The 17,290-nt window shown below is 63.3% G+C and carries 14 protein-coding genes and 1 pseudogene; 12 read left to right on the top strand and 3 right to left on the bottom strand.

Annotated features, from left to right (window positions below; all coding sequences use genetic code 11):
* Positions 1 to 28: 28 nt before the first annotated feature.
* A complete protein-coding gene (locus JQ629_RS16160) occupies positions 29 to 1,528 on the bottom strand; it encodes a leucyl aminopeptidase (RefSeq protein ID WP_212413518.1) in 1,500 nt (499 codons plus the stop codon).
* A gap of 362 nt (positions 1,529 to 1,890) precedes the next feature.
* On the opposite strand from JQ629_RS16160, the gene lptF reads away from it, so the two are divergent.
* From lptF to JQ629_RS16115, 9 genes and pseudogenes are all read left to right on the top strand, one after another.
* The gene (gene lptF, locus JQ629_RS16155) at positions 1,891 to 3,057 is read left to right on the top strand and encodes an LPS export ABC transporter permease LptF (RefSeq protein WP_212413517.1); all 1,167 of its coding nucleotides are present in this window, start codon (positions 1,891 to 1,893) and stop codon (positions 3,055 to 3,057) included.
* Entirely contained in the window at positions 3,054 to 4,151 is a 1,098-nt protein-coding gene (gene lptG, locus JQ629_RS16150; RefSeq protein WP_212413516.1) for an LPS export ABC transporter permease LptG, read from the top strand. The genes lptF and lptG overlap by 4 nt, the downstream gene beginning before the upstream one ends.
* Positions 4,152 to 4,249: 98 nt before the next feature.
* Complete coding sequence (locus JQ629_RS16145; protein WP_212413515.1) at positions 4,250 to 6,649, top strand: LPS-assembly protein LptD; 2,400 nt, start codon at positions 4,250 to 4,252, stop codon at positions 6,647 to 6,649.
* 87 nt (positions 6,650 to 6,736) lie between these two features.
* The gene (locus tag JQ629_RS16140; protein ID WP_212413612.1) at positions 6,737 to 7,678 is read left to right on the top strand and encodes a SurA N-terminal domain-containing protein; all 942 of its coding nucleotides are present in this window, start codon (positions 6,737 to 6,739) and stop codon (positions 7,676 to 7,678) included.
* Between the two features lie 3 nt (positions 7,679 to 7,681).
* The gene (gene pdxA / locus JQ629_RS16135) at positions 7,682 to 8,686 is read left to right on the top strand and encodes a 4-hydroxythreonine-4-phosphate dehydrogenase PdxA (protein ID WP_212413514.1); all 1,005 of its coding nucleotides are present in this window, start codon (positions 7,682 to 7,684) and stop codon (positions 8,684 to 8,686) included.
* Complete coding sequence (gene rsmA / locus JQ629_RS16130) at positions 8,683 to 9,549, top strand: 16S rRNA (adenine(1518)-N(6)/adenine(1519)-N(6))-dimethyltransferase RsmA (RefSeq protein ID WP_212413513.1); 867 nt, start codon at positions 8,683 to 8,685, stop codon at positions 9,547 to 9,549. The genes pdxA and rsmA overlap by 4 nt, the downstream gene beginning before the upstream one ends.
* A gap of 12 nt (positions 9,550 to 9,561) precedes the next feature.
* Positions 9,562 to 10,620 carry an alcohol dehydrogenase gene (locus JQ629_RS16125; protein WP_212413512.1) on the top strand — a complete coding sequence of 353 codons (1,059 nt, stop codon included), beginning with the start codon at positions 9,562 to 9,564 and terminating at the stop codon, positions 10,618 to 10,620.
* A gap of 427 nt (positions 10,621 to 11,047) precedes the next feature.
* Positions 11,048 to 11,302, top strand: a complete 255-nt coding sequence (locus JQ629_RS16120) for a hypothetical protein (protein WP_249135088.1) — start codon at positions 11,048 to 11,050, stop codon at positions 11,300 to 11,302.
* Between the two features lie 89 nt (positions 11,303 to 11,391).
* Positions 11,392 to 11,511, top strand: a pseudogene (locus JQ629_RS16115) (alcohol dehydrogenase); the annotation flags it as partial.
* 53 nt (positions 11,512 to 11,564) lie between these two features.
* On the opposite strand, the gene JQ629_RS16110 reads toward JQ629_RS16115, so the two are convergent.
* On the bottom strand, positions 11,565 to 12,047 hold the full coding sequence (locus JQ629_RS16110) for an Lrp/AsnC family transcriptional regulator (protein WP_212413611.1): 483 nt from the start codon (positions 12,045 to 12,047) through the stop codon (positions 11,565 to 11,567).
* 112 nt (positions 12,048 to 12,159) lie between these two features.
* Between JQ629_RS16110 and JQ629_RS16105 the strand changes: the two genes are divergently transcribed.
* Complete coding sequence (locus JQ629_RS16105) at positions 12,160 to 12,699, top strand: RBBP9/YdeN family alpha/beta hydrolase (RefSeq protein ID WP_212413610.1); 540 nt, start codon at positions 12,160 to 12,162, stop codon at positions 12,697 to 12,699.
* A gap of 66 nt (positions 12,700 to 12,765) precedes the next feature.
* Here the strand turns inward: JQ629_RS16105 and JQ629_RS16100 are convergent, their stop codons facing one another.
* The gene (locus tag JQ629_RS16100; protein ID WP_212413511.1) at positions 12,766 to 14,442 is read right to left on the bottom strand and encodes a tannase/feruloyl esterase family alpha/beta hydrolase; all 1,677 of its coding nucleotides are present in this window, start codon (positions 14,440 to 14,442) and stop codon (positions 12,766 to 12,768) included.
* A gap of 210 nt (positions 14,443 to 14,652) precedes the next feature.
* On the opposite strand from JQ629_RS16100, the gene JQ629_RS16095 reads away from it, so the two are divergent.
* A complete protein-coding gene (locus JQ629_RS16095; RefSeq protein ID WP_212413510.1) occupies positions 14,653 to 16,011 on the top strand; it encodes a caspase family protein in 1,359 nt (452 codons plus the stop codon).
* 613 nt (positions 16,012 to 16,624) lie between these two features.
* Positions 16,625 to 17,134: a cytidine/deoxycytidylate deaminase family protein gene (locus JQ629_RS16090; protein WP_212413509.1), complete on the top strand. Its 510-nt coding sequence runs from the start codon at positions 16,625 to 16,627 to the stop codon at positions 17,132 to 17,134.
* Positions 17,135 to 17,290 lie beyond the last annotated feature (156 nt).

Raw genomic sequence — 17,290 nt, 5'->3', positions numbered from 1 at the left:
TTTCTGCTCTTCCGCTGCTATTGCGCTGCTATTTTTTGGCTTCGTAATATTCCGAGATCAGCCGGTCGAGCAGACGGACGCCGTAGCCTGAACCCCAGCTGTGATTGATCTCGGTTTTCGGCGCGCCCATCGCGGTTCCCGCGATGTCGAGATGCGCCCACGGCGTATCGTCGACGAAACGCTGCAGGAACTGGGCGGCCGTGATCGAGCCGCCGTACCGTGCACCGGCATTCTTCATGTCGGCAAATTGCGAATCCATCAGCTTGTCGTATTCCGGACCGAGCGGCAGACGCCAGACTTTCTCGCCAGTCTCAAGGCCGACCTTGCTCAGCCGTTCCGACAACTCGTCATTGTTGGAGAACAAGCCCGCATGTTCAGTGCCGAGCGCGACCATGATCGCGCCGGTCAGCGTGGCCAGATCGACCATGAATTTCGGCTTGAACTTCTTGTTGACGTGCCAGAGCACGTCGGCCAGCACGAGCCGGCCTTCGGCATCGGTGTTGATGATTTCGATGGTCTGCCCCGACATCGAGGTCACGATGTCGCCGGGACGCTGGGCATTGCCGTCAGGCATGTTCTCGACGAGGCCGATGGCGCCGACGACGTTGACCTTGGCCTTGCGCGCCGCCAGCGCATGCATCAGGCCGACGACGCAGGCAGCTCCCCCCATGTCGCCTTTCATGTCTTCCATGCTGGCGGCGCCCTTGATGGAAATGCCGCCGGTGTCGAAGCAGACGCCCTTGCCGATGAAGGCAACCGGCTGCTCGCCCTTCTTGCCGCCGTTCCAGCGCATGATCACGGTGCGGCTGGGCTGGGTCGAGCCCTGGCCGACGCCGAGCAGCGCACCCATGCCGAGCTTGGTCATCGCCTTGACGTCGAGCACCTCGACATTGACGCCGACCTTCTTGAGCTGACTGGCGCGGCGAGCGAACTCGATCGGGAAAAGCACGTTCGGCGGCTCGTTGACGAGCTCGCGCGCGATGATCACGCCATCGACGACGTGCGATTCCGGCGCGAAGGCTTTGCGAGCGGCGGCAACGTCAGCCACCGCAATCGAAACATCTGATCGCAAGGCGCCGTTTTCGTCCTTTTTCTTGGTCTTGTAGCGGTCGAATTTATAGGCGCGCAGCCGGACGCCCGCCGCGACGGCTGCGGCCTGATCAGGCTGCATCGCGCCATCGGGCAGTTCGGCGATGATGGTGACGGCGTCGCTGGCGGCATTGAGCTTGCCGGCGGTAACGCCGCCGAATTTGAGAAAATCCTTCTCCTTCAGCGCCGACGGTTTGCCGAGACCGACGACGATCAGCCGCGGCGCCTTGATTCCCCCCGGCGCCAGGATGTCCAGCGCCGCGCCGCTTTTGCCCTTGAACTGGTTGGCCGCCGCTGCCCGCTTGACAGTGTCGGCCGCTGATCCCAGCGCCTTGCGGGTCGCCGCGCCGAACTTCAGCGCATCGTCGCAAAACACCACCAGAATGCCGCGGGACGCCGCGGAAAACGGGACAAAGCCGACCTTGACGGCGTCGGACATAGGCAATTCCTCCAGAATTCAGGGGCTGATTTCGGGACCGGAAGCGGTCCCAAGGATATGGGAGTGGTATTCAGAATGGTCTCGTCGGTGGCGGTCCCGATCGGCCGGGACCTTGATTTGCCGCACTATGGCCTGTCAGCCGCGGCGCTGCCAAGCGCCTGCGTGGCCGCAAGGCCACAGGGGCCGAATAATTAACCATATCCTAAGGGTGCCACGGCCCGGCCATTTTGTTGACGGATCAAAGGGATGGTAGTGAGAGTGTAGACGGCTGAAAGGCTGGCGGCGCGACCTTGGGGATCCCGGTTTCGGGATTGGTCGCAAGCCGCTCTTTTGGCACGCTAGGTGGGATCGTGCGATAAACGATGGGGTCGATCGACAAGTATATCTTCCGCACGACGCTTGCGTCGTTTGCGCTGGTCCTGGTCAGCCTGACGGGCGTGATCTGGATTACGCAGGCGTTGCGCGGCATCGACCTGATGACGAGCCAGGGTCAGACCATCATCACCTTCCTCGGCATCACCAGCCTGGTGATTCCCGCGCTGGTTCTGATCATCGCGCCGATCGCGCTGATGATCGCGGTCTCGCACACGCTCAACAAGCTCGCCACCGATTCCGAGATCATCGTGATGAACGCCGCCGGCTTCTCGCCGTTCCGGCTGTTCCGTCCCTTCTTCTACGCCACCTGCGTGGTGGCACTGATGGTCGCCTTCATCGGCGCCTATCTCGCCCCCGACGGCATGCGCCGGATCAAGCAATGGGACGCCGAGATCACCGCCGACGTGCTGACCAACATCCTGCAGCCCGGTCGCTTCGCCCAGCTCGACCAGAACCTGACGATTCGCATCCGCGAACGCCTGCCGGGCGGCGTGCTCGCCGGCATCTTCGTCGACGATCGCCGCGATCCGAAAGAACGCGTCACCATCATCGCCGACCACGGCACGGTGCTGAAGAACGAGAACGGCTCGTACCTGGTGCTGGAAGACGGCAATCTCGAACGTTTCGAGGCGGGAAAACGCGACCCCGCGCTGGTGGCGTTCGGCCGCTACGCATTCGACATGTCGAAATTCTCCAATCAGCGCGACGCGGTGCTGGGGATTCGCGAACGCTACATCTGGGAACTGGTTTCGCCCGATGAAAACGATCCGGTGTTCAAGAAATTGGGCGGGCAATTTTACGCCGAATTGCACGACCGCTTGATGGCGCCGGTGTATCCGTTCGCGTTCGCGGTCCTGACGTTCGCGTTTCTGGGCACGCCTCGCACCACGCGGCAGAGCCGCAACTTTTCGATCGGCGGTTCGATTATCGCGGTGTTCGGCCTGCGCATGGCCGGATTCGCCTGCTCCGTCATGGCGGTGAAAAATCCCGCCGCCGCGCTGGTCCAGTACGCGATGCTGTTCGCATCGATCGGCGTCGGCTTGTGGATGATTGTCGGCGGCGTGGTGGTGGAACCGCCGGCCGCACTGATCGAGGCTATCAACAAATCGAATGCGCGCCTCGCGCGGCTCTTTGGACGGCCGGCCACAGCATGAGCATGTTGACCAATACGCTCGGGCGATACTTCGCCGGCCGCTTCCTGGTCGCGGCGGTGGGCGTGTTTGCGAGCATCTTCGTGCTGCTGGTGCTGGTCGACTACATCGAAATGGTGCGCAAGACCTCGGGGCTGGCGTCGGCGTCGGCGATCACGGTCGCGCAGACGTCGCTGTACCGCGTTCCGCAGCTGCTCGAAAAGCTGATGCCGTTCTGCGTCCTGATCGGCGCGATGACCTGCTACCTCGCGCTGTCGCGGCGGCTCGAACTCGTGGTGGCGCGCGCCGCCGGCGTCTCCGCCTGGCAGTTCATCGCACCCGCGCTCGCCAGCGCGATCATCCTCGGCACCGCGGCGACAGTCGCCTACAATCCAATGTCGGCGAACCTGCGCGAACTCTCCAAACGGATGGAAGCGGAGCTGTTCGGCTCGGCACCCGGCGGCGGCATCCAGGACGCTGCCGGATTCTGGCTGAACCAGATCAACAGCGAGGGCCAGACCATCATCAACGCCGCCCGCAGCGAGCGCCAGGGCGTGCGGCTGACCGGTCTCACGGTGTTCCGGTTTGATACAAACCTGCAGTTCAAGGAACGAATCGAGGCCCGCGAGGCGTCGCTGGAAGAAGGCCGCTGGGCGTTCAAATCGGTGCGCCGATACTCCCTCGACAAGCCGCCGATCGAACAGGAAAACCTGTACATCACAACAACCCTGACGCCGGCCCAGATTCGCAACAGTTTCTCGACCCCGGAAACTGTGTCTTTTTGGCAACTCCCCGGCTATATCCGATCTTCGGAGAGCTCGGGATTTGCGACCGCCGGCTACCGTTTGCAGTATCACAAGCTCATCGCACAGCCGTTTTTGCTGGCTGCAATGGTGATGTTGGCGGCGTCGGTCAGCCTTCGCTTCTTCCGGATGGGCGGCGTGCAAAAGATGGTTTTGAGTGGCGTGGGTGCGGGCTTTCTGCTCTACGTTCTGTCGAAAGTAACTGAGGATTTGAGCAAGGCTGAGTTGATGCATCCCATCGCTGCGGCGTGGTTGCCCGTATGCGTGGGCGGCCTCACCGGTTTTTTGGCCTTGCTGTACCAGGAGGACGGGTAGTGGCCGTTGTCGCCGCCCGCCAGTTGAGGTCGCCTGCGTTCAGGCGGTGCAGCCCGCTGCGCCGCCATCGGAGCCGCTTGGCCACCGTTAGCGTCCCCATGATCGCCCTGCTCGCCGGCTTTGCCCTCGCAGGCGTGATCGGGCTTGCCTGGACGGCACCCGCCTCGGCGCAAGGCTTCACCTACAATCCGCGGCCGCCCAAAGCGCCGCCCCGGCCCGTCAACAACAACGGGCAAATGCTCGTACAGGCCGTCGAGGTCGACTACGACTACAACAACCAGCGTGTGTCGGCGGTCGGCAACGTGCAGATGTTCTACAACGGCACCAGCGTCGAGGCCGACAAGGTCATCTACGACCAGAAGACCAAGCGCCTTCACGCCGAGGGCAACATCCGCCTGACGGATGCCGAAGGCAAAGTCACCTACGCCAACATCATGGATCTGAGCGACGACTACCGTGACGGTTTCGTCGATTCGCTGCGCGTCGACACCGAGGATGCGACGCGGATGGCGGCAACCCGTGCCGACCGGACCAGCGGCAATTACACCGTGTTCGAAAACGGCGTGTATACCGCCTGCGCGCCCTGCAAGGACGATCCGAAGAAGCCGCCTTTGTGGCAGGTCAAGGGTGCGCGCATCATCCACGACCAGACCGAGAAGATGCTGTATTTCGAGAACGCCCAGCTCGAATTCTTCGGCGTGCCGATGGCGTATCTGCCGTATTTTTCGACGCCCGATCCCACCGTGAAGCGCAAGACCGGCTTCCTGATGCCGTTCCTCAGCTCGTACACGCCTTACGGCTACGGCGTGGAAACGCCGTTCTATTGGGCGATTGCGCCGGACTACGACGCGACCTTCAATCCGCGCATCACGACCCGGCAAGGCGTGCTGTTTCAGGGCGAATTCCGCCAGCGGCTGATCAACGGTTCGTACGCGATCCGCGCCTATGGCATCAACCAGCTTGAGCCCAGCGCCTTCGCCGGCCAGCCCGGCGACCGCGACTTCCGCGGCGGCGTCGAAACCAAGGGCCAGTTTGCCCTCAACGACAAATGGACCTGGGGTTGGGACGGCGTGCTGCTGTCCGACTACTTCTTCATGTCCGACTACCGGCTGGCCCAGTACAGGGATACGCTGGGGTCGTTCCTGAGCCTGCCGACCGAGGCGATCTCGCAGCTCTATCTGACCGGCGTCGGCAATCGCAGCTTCTTCGACGCGCGCACGATCTACTACCTCAGCTTCTCCGGCAGCCAGGAGAAGGTTCCGGTCATCCATCCGGTGGTCGACTATTCCAACGTGCTCAACAGTCCGATCTTCGGCGGCGAGGTCAGCTACAAGACCAACTTCACCAGCCTGTCGCGCTCGACCGCGGCGTTCGATCCGATCACGACGATGGCGAACACCAACGGGCTCTGCACCACCGCGTCCGCCGATCCGCTCGCGCGGATACCCTCGCAGTGTCTGCTGCGCGGCATCCCCGGCACCTACACAAGGTTCACCGCGGAAGCGCAATGGCGACGGTCGTACACCGACCCCTACGGCCAGATCTGGACGCCGTTCGCGATCGCCCGCGTCGACGCCGTCGATGCCTCGATTTCGAATCAGCCGGGCGTCTCGAATTTCCTGCCCGTCGGCGATACCACCGCGCTGCGCGTGATGCCGACCGTCGGCCTCGAATATCGCTATCCCTTCATCAACGTTCAGCCCTGGGGCACCACCACGATCGAGCCGATCGCGCAGGTCATCATCCGCCCCAACGAGACCTATGCCGGCAGGCTGCCCAACGAAGACGCGCAGAGCATGGTGTTCGACGCCAGCAATTTGTTCGCGATCGACAAATTCTCGGGCTACGACCGCATCGAAGGCGGCGGCCGCGCCAATGTCGGCGTGCAGGCGACTACGCAATTCGACCGCGGCGGCAGCGTCAATGTGCTGTTCGGACAATCCTATCAGCTGTTCGGCATGAACTCGTTCGCGGTCGCCGACCTGACCAATACCGGTGTCGATTCCGGCCTGCAGAACACGCGCTCCGACTATGTCGCCCGCGTCAACTATTCGCCCAACCGGACCTATACGTTCAGCGTGCGCTCGCGCATGGACGAAGCAACGCTCAACCTCAACCGTTTCGAGGCCGAGGGCCGCGCGGCATTCGACCGCTGGTCGGTCAGCCTGCTGTACGGCAATTATGCGGCGCAGCCAGCCCTTGGATACCTGACCCGGCGCGAGGGCCTGCTCGGCAGCGCATCGGTCAAGCTGGCGACGAACTGGGTGGTGTCGGGTTCCGCGCGGTGGGATCTTGAAGCCAACAAGCTCAATCAGTACATCATCGGCGCAGGCTATGTGGACGACTGCTTCGTGCTCGCTGCCAATTATGTGACGTCCTACACCTATTCCGCCGGCACCACGCCGCCGGTCCTCAGTCACGGGTTCATGCTTCAGATCGGCCTGCGGACCATTGCCAATTCGTCCACGTCGGCCTCCGGCGCCGGCGGCATTCAGTAGCGTGGGCGAAGCCTTGAACGTGGGAAGCCTTACCAAACAGTTCCCGGCGTATTGCGGATCGAATTGGTTGATGCGCCTGACATGAGCATGACGACCATCAAGCCTCGACATCATCGCCTTCGGTCCCGGATCGCAGGCTGTTCGGTTGCGCTGGCCATGCTCACCAGCAGCGGCACTCACCTGCACGCGCAATCGATCGCCTGCATGGTCACCGGCGAACCCATCACCAATCTCGATATCGAGCAGCGCACCAAGCTGAACTTCCTGACGACCCGCAAGCAGATGCCCCGCCAGGAAGTGATCGACCAGCTGATCGACGAAAAGGTGAAGATCCGGGAAGCCAGAAAATTCGGCGTCGACCCCACGGCCAGCGATGTCGATCAATCCTTCGCCCAGATGGGTTCGCGGATGCGGCTCTCGACCGAGCAGCTGACAAAATCACTTGAAAGCCAGGGCATCCGGCCGGAGACCCTGAAGGCCCGCCTCAAGGCCGAAATGGTTTGGACCAGCCTGGTGCGCGGCCGCTACAAGGAGAGCCTCCAGGTCGGCGAAAAGGAAGTCAACGCCGCCGCCCAGGAAGGTGGCGAGGCGACGAAGGTCGAAGCCTTCGAATACAAGATGCAGCCGATCGTTCTGCTCGTGCCGCGGGGTGCCCTGCCGGCCGCGATCGAAGCGCGGAAAAAGGAAGCCGAAGTCCTGCGCGAGCGCGTCCAGAGCTGCGAGGCGGCCAACTCCTACTTCAAGTCGATGCAGAACGGCACGATCCGCGACTCCGTCACGAAAACATCGGCTGAGCTTGCTCCCCCGTTGCGCGAGATGCTCGACAAGACTCCGATCGGCCACCTGACCCCGCCCGAGATCACCAAGCAGGGCGTGGAAATGGTCGCCCTGTGCAGCAGGAAGCCCACCACCGTCGATTCGCCGAAGAAGCGGGAAATCCGCGAAAAGATGTATACCGAGAAGTACGAGGCGAAGCAGAAAGCCTATCTGGCCGAGATCCGCAAAGCCGCAATGATCGAATGTCGTTGATGCATGGCAAAGCCCCTCGCGCTGACATCCGGCGAGCCTGCGGGCATCGGTCCCGACATCGCCATCGCGGCGTGGCTCCGGCGTAACGAACTGGGCCTCCCGCCGTTCTATCTGCTCGGCGATCGCAACTGCTTCGCCGGGCGGGCAAAGATTCTCGGATTGAAAATCGAACTCGCGGACAGCAGTCCGGAGGATGCGGCCGCCGTTTTTGCCAGCGCATTGCCTGTCGTGGCAACGGGCGAAGCGGCGACCGCGCCGCCGGGCCAGCCGGACACCACCAGCGCAAGCGCCGCACTCGCTTCCATCCGTCAGGCCGTCGACCATGTCCGAGCCGGACGGGCCAGCGCTGTGGTCACCAACCCGATCGCCAAGAGCGTGCTGTACCGCGCCGGCTTCCGTCATCCCGGTCATACCGAATTTCTCGCCGAGCTTGCCGCCAATGGCGGGGCGGCACCGCAGCCGGTGATGATGCTGTGGTCGCCGGCGCTCGCGGTGGTGCCGGTGACGATCCATCTGTCGGTGCGCGATGCGCTCGCGCAGCTTTCGACCGATCTGATCGTGACGACGGCCCGCATCGCGGTGGCCGACCTGAAAGCCCGCTTTGGCCTCGCCAGCCCGCGTCTGGCCGTATCAGGCCTCAATCCACATGCCGGCGAAGACGGCTCGCTCGGCATGGAAGATATCGAGGTGGTGGCGCCGGCCGTCGACATCCTGCGGCGCGACGGCATCGAGGTCCGGGGGCCGTTGCCCGCCGACACCATGTTCCACGAAGCCGCGCGAAAAACCTACGACTGCGCGATCTGCATGTATCACGATCAGGCGCTGATCCCGATCAAGACCATCGCGTTCGAGGACGCCGTCAACGTCACGCTGGGATTGCCGTTCATCCGCACCTCGCCCGATCACGGCACCGCGTTCGACATCGCCGGCACCGGCCGCGCCAACCCGTCGAGCCTCGTCGCGGCGTTGCGGCTCGCCGCGCGCATGGCGGCGGCCACTCCTGAATGAGCGCGATCGACGATCTGCCGCCGCTGCGCGACGTCATCCGCGAACATTCCCTGTCGGCCCGCAAATCGCTCGGCCAGAATTTTCTGCTCGACCTCAACCTCACGGCACGGATCGCGCGCGCCGCAGGTCCGCTCGAGGGCGCCACCATCATCGAGATCGGCCCCGGCCCCGGCGGGCTGACGCGCGCATTGCTGGCGCTGGGCGCGCGGCGCGTCATCGCGGTCGAGCGCGACGAACGCGCACTGGCGCCGCTCGATTATATCGCCAAGCGCTATCCGGGACGGCTGGAGATCGTGCATGCCGACGCGCAGCATTTCGATCCCCGCCCTCTGCTCGGCGGCGAGCCTGCCAAGATCGTCGCCAACCTGCCCTACAACATCGCCACGCCATTATTGGTGGACTGGCTCTCGATCGAGCCCTGGCCGCCCTGGTACGACATGATGGTGCTGATGTTTCAGCGCGAGGTCGCCGAACGGATCGTCGCCCAGGAAGATGACGAGGCCTACGGCCGCCTCGCCGTGCTCGCCAACTGGCGCGCCGAGACCAAGATCCTGTTCGACATATCGCCGGCCGCCTTCGTGCCGCAGCCCAAGGTCACTTCTTCGGTGGTGCGGCTGGTGCCGCGGCAAGCACCCGAGCCGTGCGACCGCCGCGCGCTCGAGCAGGTGGCGGCTGCAGCCTTCGGCCAGCGCCGGAAGATGCTGCGCCAGAGCCTCAAGTCGCTGTCGGTCGATCCGGCCCGGCTGTCCGCCGCCGCCGGCGTCGATGCGACCCGGCGCGCCGAGACGATCCCGGTTTCCGGCTTTGTTGCCATGGCCCGTGAATTGACCAATATACGAACCACAAAATCAAACGTTCCCTGAGGAGAAAATGCCATGGCGCTGATGCGACGCCAATCGCTGGTCAAATTCGATGCGCCCCTGTGCGAAACCATCGTCGACACGCCCAAACCTCAAGGCAACGAAGTCCTGGTCCGCATCGAACGTTGCGGACTGTGCCACTCCGACCTGCACATCCAGGACGGCTACGCCGATCTCGGCGGCGGCAAGAAACTCGATACCACGCGCGGCATGACGCTGCCGTTCACGCTCGGTCATGAGATCGCCGGCGTGGTCGAGGAAGTCGGCCCCGATGCGCCGAAGGACCTGATCGGAAAAAAGCAGGCGGTGTTCCCCTGGATCGGTTGCGGGCAGTGCCGCGACTGCGCGAACGGCGATGAGAATCTCTGCGTCAAGCAGCGCTTCCTCGGCGTCTCCATCGACGGCGGCTTTGCCAGCCACGTGCTGGTGCCCGACGCAAAATATCTGCTGGATTACGATCCGCTGCCGGTCAACCAGGCCGCGACGCTGATGTGTTCCGGCGTCACCGCCTATGGTGCGCTCAAGCGCCTGGTCGATCGTCCGCGGCAGCGCAATCTGCTGCTGATCGGGCTCGGCGGCGTCGGCATGATGGGATTGTCATTCGCGCAGGCGATGTTCACGCAGAAGATCGCGGTGGCGGACCTAAGCCCGGCCGCGCGCGAGAGCGCCCTGCAGAACGGCGCCGCTGTGGCCTACGACCCGGCAGAGCCCGACGTGGTCAAGCGCATGATCAAGGAGACCGAGGGCGGCTTCGACGAGATCGTCGACTTTGCCGGCAACGAAAAATCGATGGCCTTCGCGGTCTCGGTGGTGGCGCGCGGCGGCAAGATCGTGGTCTCCGGCCTGATGGGCGGTAATTTCAGCCTGCCGATGGTGCAATGGGTCTACAAGCGCATGACCATCGAAGGCTTCATGGTGGGCACGCTGGCCGAGGCCAAGGAACTGATGGCGCTGGCGCGCGCCGGCAAGATCAAGCCAACGCCGATGAAGGAAGAGCCGATGGCCGACGTCCAGAAATGGATCGACGAGCTGCGCGCCGGCAAGGTTGTCGGGCGCATCGTGCTGAAGAACTGAGGCGATGCAGGCGCGCAGCGTTGCCATGAATTGCGGCAACAGCGACGCTGTCGCGTCTTCCGAGACATTACCGGTAAGTTAGATGCACCGTCACCGTAGTTCCACGGAATCGCTGGCGGTGCTGCTCTGATCTTTCTTCCTCTCTTCAACCAGCCAAAGCGAATCTTGTCCGGTCGTTGAATAACAGGCTTGGGGTCAAGCAGGGTATCCCAGGCCGCTTGCGCTTGCCATCGCTTGAAGGTGCTGCGCGTTTTTCGAATCGAGATCGATCTTCATAGGCAGCATGCTGCAGTCGAGCGACCCGCAGGTGCCTAGTCGATGTGCACGCGATGATGCGGTCGCGATACCGAAACGCAACAGACGACCGCAATCAGATGTCGCGCGCGGAATTGTAATGAAGGAACCAAACAGACTCAGGTTAGATTCCATGCAGTTGGAATATTGGCAGGGGGCTCTAATGCCATACTTCAATTTTGATCTCGTCGTCGGCGCTGAGTTTAAAAACCAGGGCGGCATGATCCTCGAGAACACAGATTACGCGATCGATAAAGCTGATAGCCTCGCGAACGAGCTTTGCATCGTTCGTCCCGAGCTGTGTTCGACAGGATGTGCCGTGCGCGTTACTGACGGGGACAGCAACGAGCTCTACCGCACTCCGCTCGAGACTATCGGCCGCGGATGAAATCGTCCGGTCGTGCACAATGAGCGCATGATCTTGCGAATTGCTGCGATGCGTCCATTGAGTGCATGTCACCGTAATTCCCCGGTGCTGCGCGCGCCGGCAAGATCAAACCGACGCCGATGAAGGAAGAACCGATGGCCGACGTCCAGAAATGGATCGACGAACTGCGCGCCGGCAAGGTCGTCGGGCGTATCGTGCTGAAGAACTGAAGCGAGTCTGCTCAACAAAATACGGTGCGAGATGACGACTGAAAGAGAAGTCGTCACGCACCGGCGAGCTGAATCAACTTGCGACCGATCGGTTTGGGCTGCTCGCTGCGCAAGACCAGCGACGTCGTCACAGCGCCGTGCCTGGCCACAGCGTCCACGATCGTTTCCAGTTGTTGCGGGGACGGCACGAAAACCTTGAGGATGAAACAATCCTCTCCGGTCAGTCGCAGCACCTCCAGGACGTGAGGCATTTCGGAGAACTGCTTCAGGCAGGATTGAATATGTTCGTGGGTCGTACGCACGCGGATCACGGCCATCATTCGGAGGCCCAGCGCGGCAGGGTTGATTCGAGCGCCATAGCCGGTAATGACGCCCCGCTCCTCCAGTCGCTTGACCCGTTCCGACGTCGCGGGCTGAGACAGTCCGATCCTCCGGCCAAGCTCTGACATCGCGATGCGTCCATCCTCCTGCATGGCTTCGATGATCGCGATGTCTGTGGGATCCAGGGCTACAACGTTGTTTTCTCGGGATGACATGAGGTGAACCTTAAATCCATCGGTGCGCACGCTTCTTTTCCGATCATTTCCCATTCCCGATCGCAACGGAAGACGTCAACTTTGTCCCGTTACCAGAGATAACGGAGCGAACATGGCTGAGATAATCATTGTGCCGGGGAACGGAGGATCGGGCGAGTTGCACTGGCAAACCCGCTGGGAAGATGCAAATCCGAAATGGCAGCGGCTTCGGCCGACGGACTGGAATCAGCCTGAACTCGATGACTGGATCGCGGCGCTTGATCACGCGGTGGGTGCAGCCCGGCACCCGCCGCTCCTCGTCGCTCACAGCCTGGGGTGCCTTCTGGTGGCGCATTGGCAGCAAGTTTCAACGACGCCGGTGGCTGGCGCATTCCTAGTGGCGGTTCCGAACCCGGAAGCTCAGGCCTTCCCCGTCGAGGCCGCCAGTTTTGCCAATCCGCCCCGGACGCAATTCAGGTTTCCCTCGCTCATCGTCGCGAGCGCGGACGATCCCTATGGCACGGTCGAATATGCCCGAGGCAGAGCGAGCCAGTGGGGAGGCGGTATCGTCGAGGTTGGAGAACTCGGACACATCAACGAGACCAGCAAGCTTGAGAACTGGCCGCAGGGAAAGGCATTGTTCGCGGCTTTCGCCGCGGGAACAGCGAGCTGACGGCGAGGCTGTCCCGGCTAACTCCAGCGCCTCGCCTTCAGATCGGATCGAGATTTCCCGCCCACATCACCGCGCGCAGACGAAGCTGGCTGCGCTCTTGGAATCGCCCGCCTTGTATTGCGGCCAGGCGGGCCACCGGCAAAGCGGCAATGAGCGGTCAACCGTGATGGGGAGTATTGGCTGCTGCTCGACGACGGTAAGATCGTCAGGTGCGCGGCCTTTTTCGACCCAGTCGACGAGAACCGACAGCATGTCGACGCTCGACGGTGCGCCGCTGCCGACGTGGTCGACGCCGGGCGCGGCATAGAGACGGGCAAATTCGGCGGTCGCCGCCTCACCCATCCGCTTCTGCACCTGTTCGAAATAGCCGATCCCCGCATAGGGGCTCTGCGCGTAGTCGGCCATGTATTCAAGCATGATGAGCTTGCCGCCACGGGCCTTGAACGCGCTGAGGTCAGGATTGGTCGAATCCATCAGCGCGGAAACCTCGCGCACCCGCTCGGCAAAATCCTCCACCCGGTATTTGCGGACATCGAAATTCGGATCGCGCGCGAAGATATGCGCGATGCCGCCCGCACCGTAGACCCAGGCGATGCCGTTGGCGGGCACTGGCGGCAGCGCCGGAGGCGCGGAGCCCAGCCACCACGCACTCCATCCGCCGGTCGGGCCATAGGATTTCGTCCCCTCGCCGGAAACGCCCCAACCCGGATATTCGGTGACGCCGTTGGCGAGCGCGAATGGGAATTTATAGGGTGAAAGCAGCGTGCGAATGGCGTTGACCTGCGCTTCGCTGAGGCACGCGTCGCCGCTCGTGCCGCTGGCGCAGAGCAGTTTCGCCGGATCGAAGCGCGCCTTGCAGCCGACTGCATCTTCCACCAGGGCGTCGGCGACGCCGTCCTGCGCATCGCAGGCGGCGAGCACCGCATCGTGCACGAGCTTGACCTGCGCCGGGCGAATCCACCCCTCCCCCCAGGTCGCGAGGCCCGCACGGGTGCCGGCGTGCTGCAGACCGACCCAGTTGATCACGGGGACGCGGGCGAAGATGCCATCGAAATCGGCAGGGTAACGCTGCGCCATGGTCAGGCCCTCGCGCCCGCCTTCCGAACTGCCGACGAAATACATCCGCTCGGGCTTCGCGCCGTAAGCGCGCTCCATCAGCATGGCGGCAGCGTCGCGCACTTTCTTGTAGGAGGCATGGGCAAAATTGACGAAGGCCTCGTCGTTCGCGGCAAACAGCTGAGGCGGTTCGCCCGGCTTGGTCTCGTGACCGGAGTCGGTGCCGTAGGTCGCAAACCCCCGCGCCAGCGGCGAGGCGCTGTCGAAGGGTGCGGCCGGCGGCAGACTGAGCCCTGTGATCAACACGCCGTTGAATCCGCCGCCGCCATACTGCACCGAGCGGCCATTCCACTGCAGCGGCAGATTGAGCTGAAAGCGGATCGGCGGCGCCTTCGGATCGATCGGATCGATATGACCCAGCACCCGGCAGAATTGCGGGGTCGCGGGACTGATGCGGGCGGCTGGGGTTGGTCCGCCCGGCGCGACGGTTAGCGGCTTCGGCTCGGTCAGCGCGGCCGTATCGACCTTGATCGCACCGCTGCCTGCACCGGACAATGCGGCGCATGCCGCGACCGGGTCTGCACCGAGAGGCCGCTCGGCCGCAACGGCCAGGGCCGGCAGCGCGAACAGGCCGCATAGAAATACCGTCGTCGTGATTGCCCGCGATACGGCAAACTTCGTGCTCATGCGATCCTCCCGCGGACCGCTCTTTTTGGGTCCTGTCAGGCGAAAACTGCCACAAAGCCCGACCGGCGTCACGCCTCGGCCTTCCAGCGACGCACCGCACCGCGCAGCGACCTGTCGAAGCATTTGGCCGCACCGATCGGACATCCGGCCCGCTTTTCGCGGGCTGCGCAGGCTGGTATCCTGCCGCCATATTGCGGGGAATTATTGGAAATGCGCGGGGCTTTCAGCGGCAAGGTCTGGACGTTTGCAGCGTGGGCGTTTCTGCTGTCGCTGGTGTCGACCGCGCCCGCCGCCGCCGAGAAACGTATCGCGCTGGTGGTGGGCAACTCCGCCTACCAGAACGTTCCCCGGCTCGACAATCCCCGCAACGACGCGGCGCTGATGGCCAACACGCTCGCCGGTCTCGGTTTTACCCTGGTCGGCGGCCGCGCCCAGCTCGATCTCGACAAATCGGCCATGGACACCGCCGTGCAGAATTTCGGCCGCCAGGTCCAGGGCGCCGATGTCGCACTGTTCTACTACGCAGGCCACGGCGTTCAGGTATCGGGTTCGAACTATCTGGTTCCGGTCGGCGCCAATCCGACGCGCGAGGCCGATGTCGATTTCCAGATGGTGGACGTCAACCTCGTACTGCGCCAGATGCAGGGCTCGGGCACGCGGCTCAACATGGTGATCCTCGATGCCTGCCGTAATAATCCGTTCGGCGCGCGCAGCCTGCGCGCCTCCGACGGCGGCCTCGCCCAGATGCGCGCGCCGGAAGGCACGCTGATTTCCTACGCGACGCAGCCCGGCAACGTCGCGCAGGACGGCACCGGCGGCAACAGCCCCTACACCAAGGCGCTGGCGGCGACGATCAAGCAATCGGGCCTCGATATTTTCCAGACCTTCAACCAGGTCGGCCTCGCGGTGAAGCGTGAGACCGGCGGCACGCAGCAGCCCTGGGTGTCGTCTTCGCCGATCGACGGCACGTTCTACTTTGTCGCGCCCAGCTCGCCCGCCTCGCCGCAGGTCGCGGTCGCACCGCAACCGGCGCCGCAGCTCTCCAGCACGCTACGCCCCGATCCCGACCGGATCGCGATCAAGGACGTCGCACTGCTCAGGGAATTGAGCGACCGGCTCTACGAGCACAATTTCGATCCGGAGCCGCTCGACAGCAAGAACGGCATGCGGCTGGCGATCAGCCAGTTCCAGGCCAAGAGCAGCATGACGCCGACCGGCGAGGCCACCGAGGGCGTGCTGACGCGGCTGCGCAAGATGGACGATCTCAAACCCTGGGGATCGATCGTCTACGGCCCCGACAGCAACAAATGGGGCATCTCCTGGAATCACGCGTCGCGGCGCGCGGCGGTCGACGATGCGCTCAAGAATTGCGGATCGAGCAAATGTCCGCTCGAGCTCAGCTTCTATGGATCGCGCTGCGGCGCGTTTGCAATCTCGGGGAATTCTTACTCGTTGGTGCAGCGCGACACGATCCAGCGCGCCAAGGAGGCCGCGCTTGACGAGTGCAACAAGGCTGGCAAGTCTTGCCGCGTCATCGGTGCGGTCTGCGCCGACGGATCCGGCCGCTAGATTTTAGATTCGAGTCATTGAAAGCATCGGTTTATGCAAAACGCTGTTCAACGTTCGATCAAGGTTGGTCTGCTCTGCCTTTTGATGTCAGCTGGGTTCGGAACGACCGGCTTCGCGCAATCCGGCAGCGCCGGCGGCAGCATCGGCAATGACGAGAAATCGCTGTCGGGGTCGCGCACGACGCCGCGGGCGGTTGAGACCGAAAAGCCCGCACGACGCAGCAAGCCAAGGCCCGAGCCCGACGAACCGCGTCGCGCTGCGCGGAAGAGCGGTGGCGGTGGCGGTGGCGGCAATTTCGATGGCACGTGGGTTGCCCAATCCCAGGGCTGCGGCAGCAGCACGGAGCGGTTCGTGATCAGCGGCGGCAGGATCTCGGGTGAATTGAGTTCCGGTCAGGTCAGTTCAAGTGGCTCTACGACGTCAGGCGGATCCGTCTCGGGTTTGAGTTGGAATAGCTCCGGCCGTTTCTCGGGCCGCAGCGGCTCCGGAACGTTCAGGCGATCGGACGGCTGTTCCGGAACGTGGACGGCGTCGAAACAATAGCATCGCACTTGGCTCCCGCTCGTCTCAGTTAAGGCCGGCATTACATTCGAGAAATTGAAGGCACCTGTTCATGCAAAACGCCGCTGGTCAACGCTCGGTCAGGATTGCTCTGTTCTCCCTGTTGATGTCAGCCGCATTCGGCGTAAGCGCCAGCCTGGCGCAATCCGGCAGCGCCGGCGGCAGTATCGGCAATGACGAGAAATCACTGTCGGGCTCTCGCGCCACGCCGCGCGCAATTGAGACCGAAAAGCCCGCACGGCGCAGCAAGCCCGAAGCCGAGAGTCCACGCCGCACCTCGCGCAGTGGTGGCGGTGGTGGCGGCGGCAATTTCGACGGCGCGTGGATGGTTACATCGGTCGGCTGCGGCAGCACCACGACTGGCGCGGTGGTCGTGACCAGCGGCAGGATCATCGCCCAGGGCGTCAGTGGCAGCGTCAGCGGCAACGGTTCCGCCCGCACGGTCGGCAATTTCAACGGCATCACGGTCACCAGTTCCGGCCGTCTCTCCGGCCGCAGCGGCTCCGGAACGTTCCGGCAATCGACCGGTTGTGGTGGAACCTGGACGGCCAGCAAACAGTAGCTTTCGTGCCCGTTTTCTAGAGCGTTTTCCAGCGAAGTGGCTACCGGTTCGCGTTAAGAAAACACGTCAAATCAAGAAGCTAGTGTCCTGAACCAAAAGTTCGGGGCATTTTAGACCTTCGCAGGCGAGTTGTAAGCGCAGAAGCGTTCGATTGAG

The organism is Bradyrhizobium sp. AUGA SZCCT0222 (assembly GCF_018130205.1).
Lineage (GTDB): Bacteria > Pseudomonadota > Alphaproteobacteria > Rhizobiales > Xanthobacteraceae > Bradyrhizobium.
This window is presented reverse-complemented; position numbering and strand designations above follow the sequence as displayed.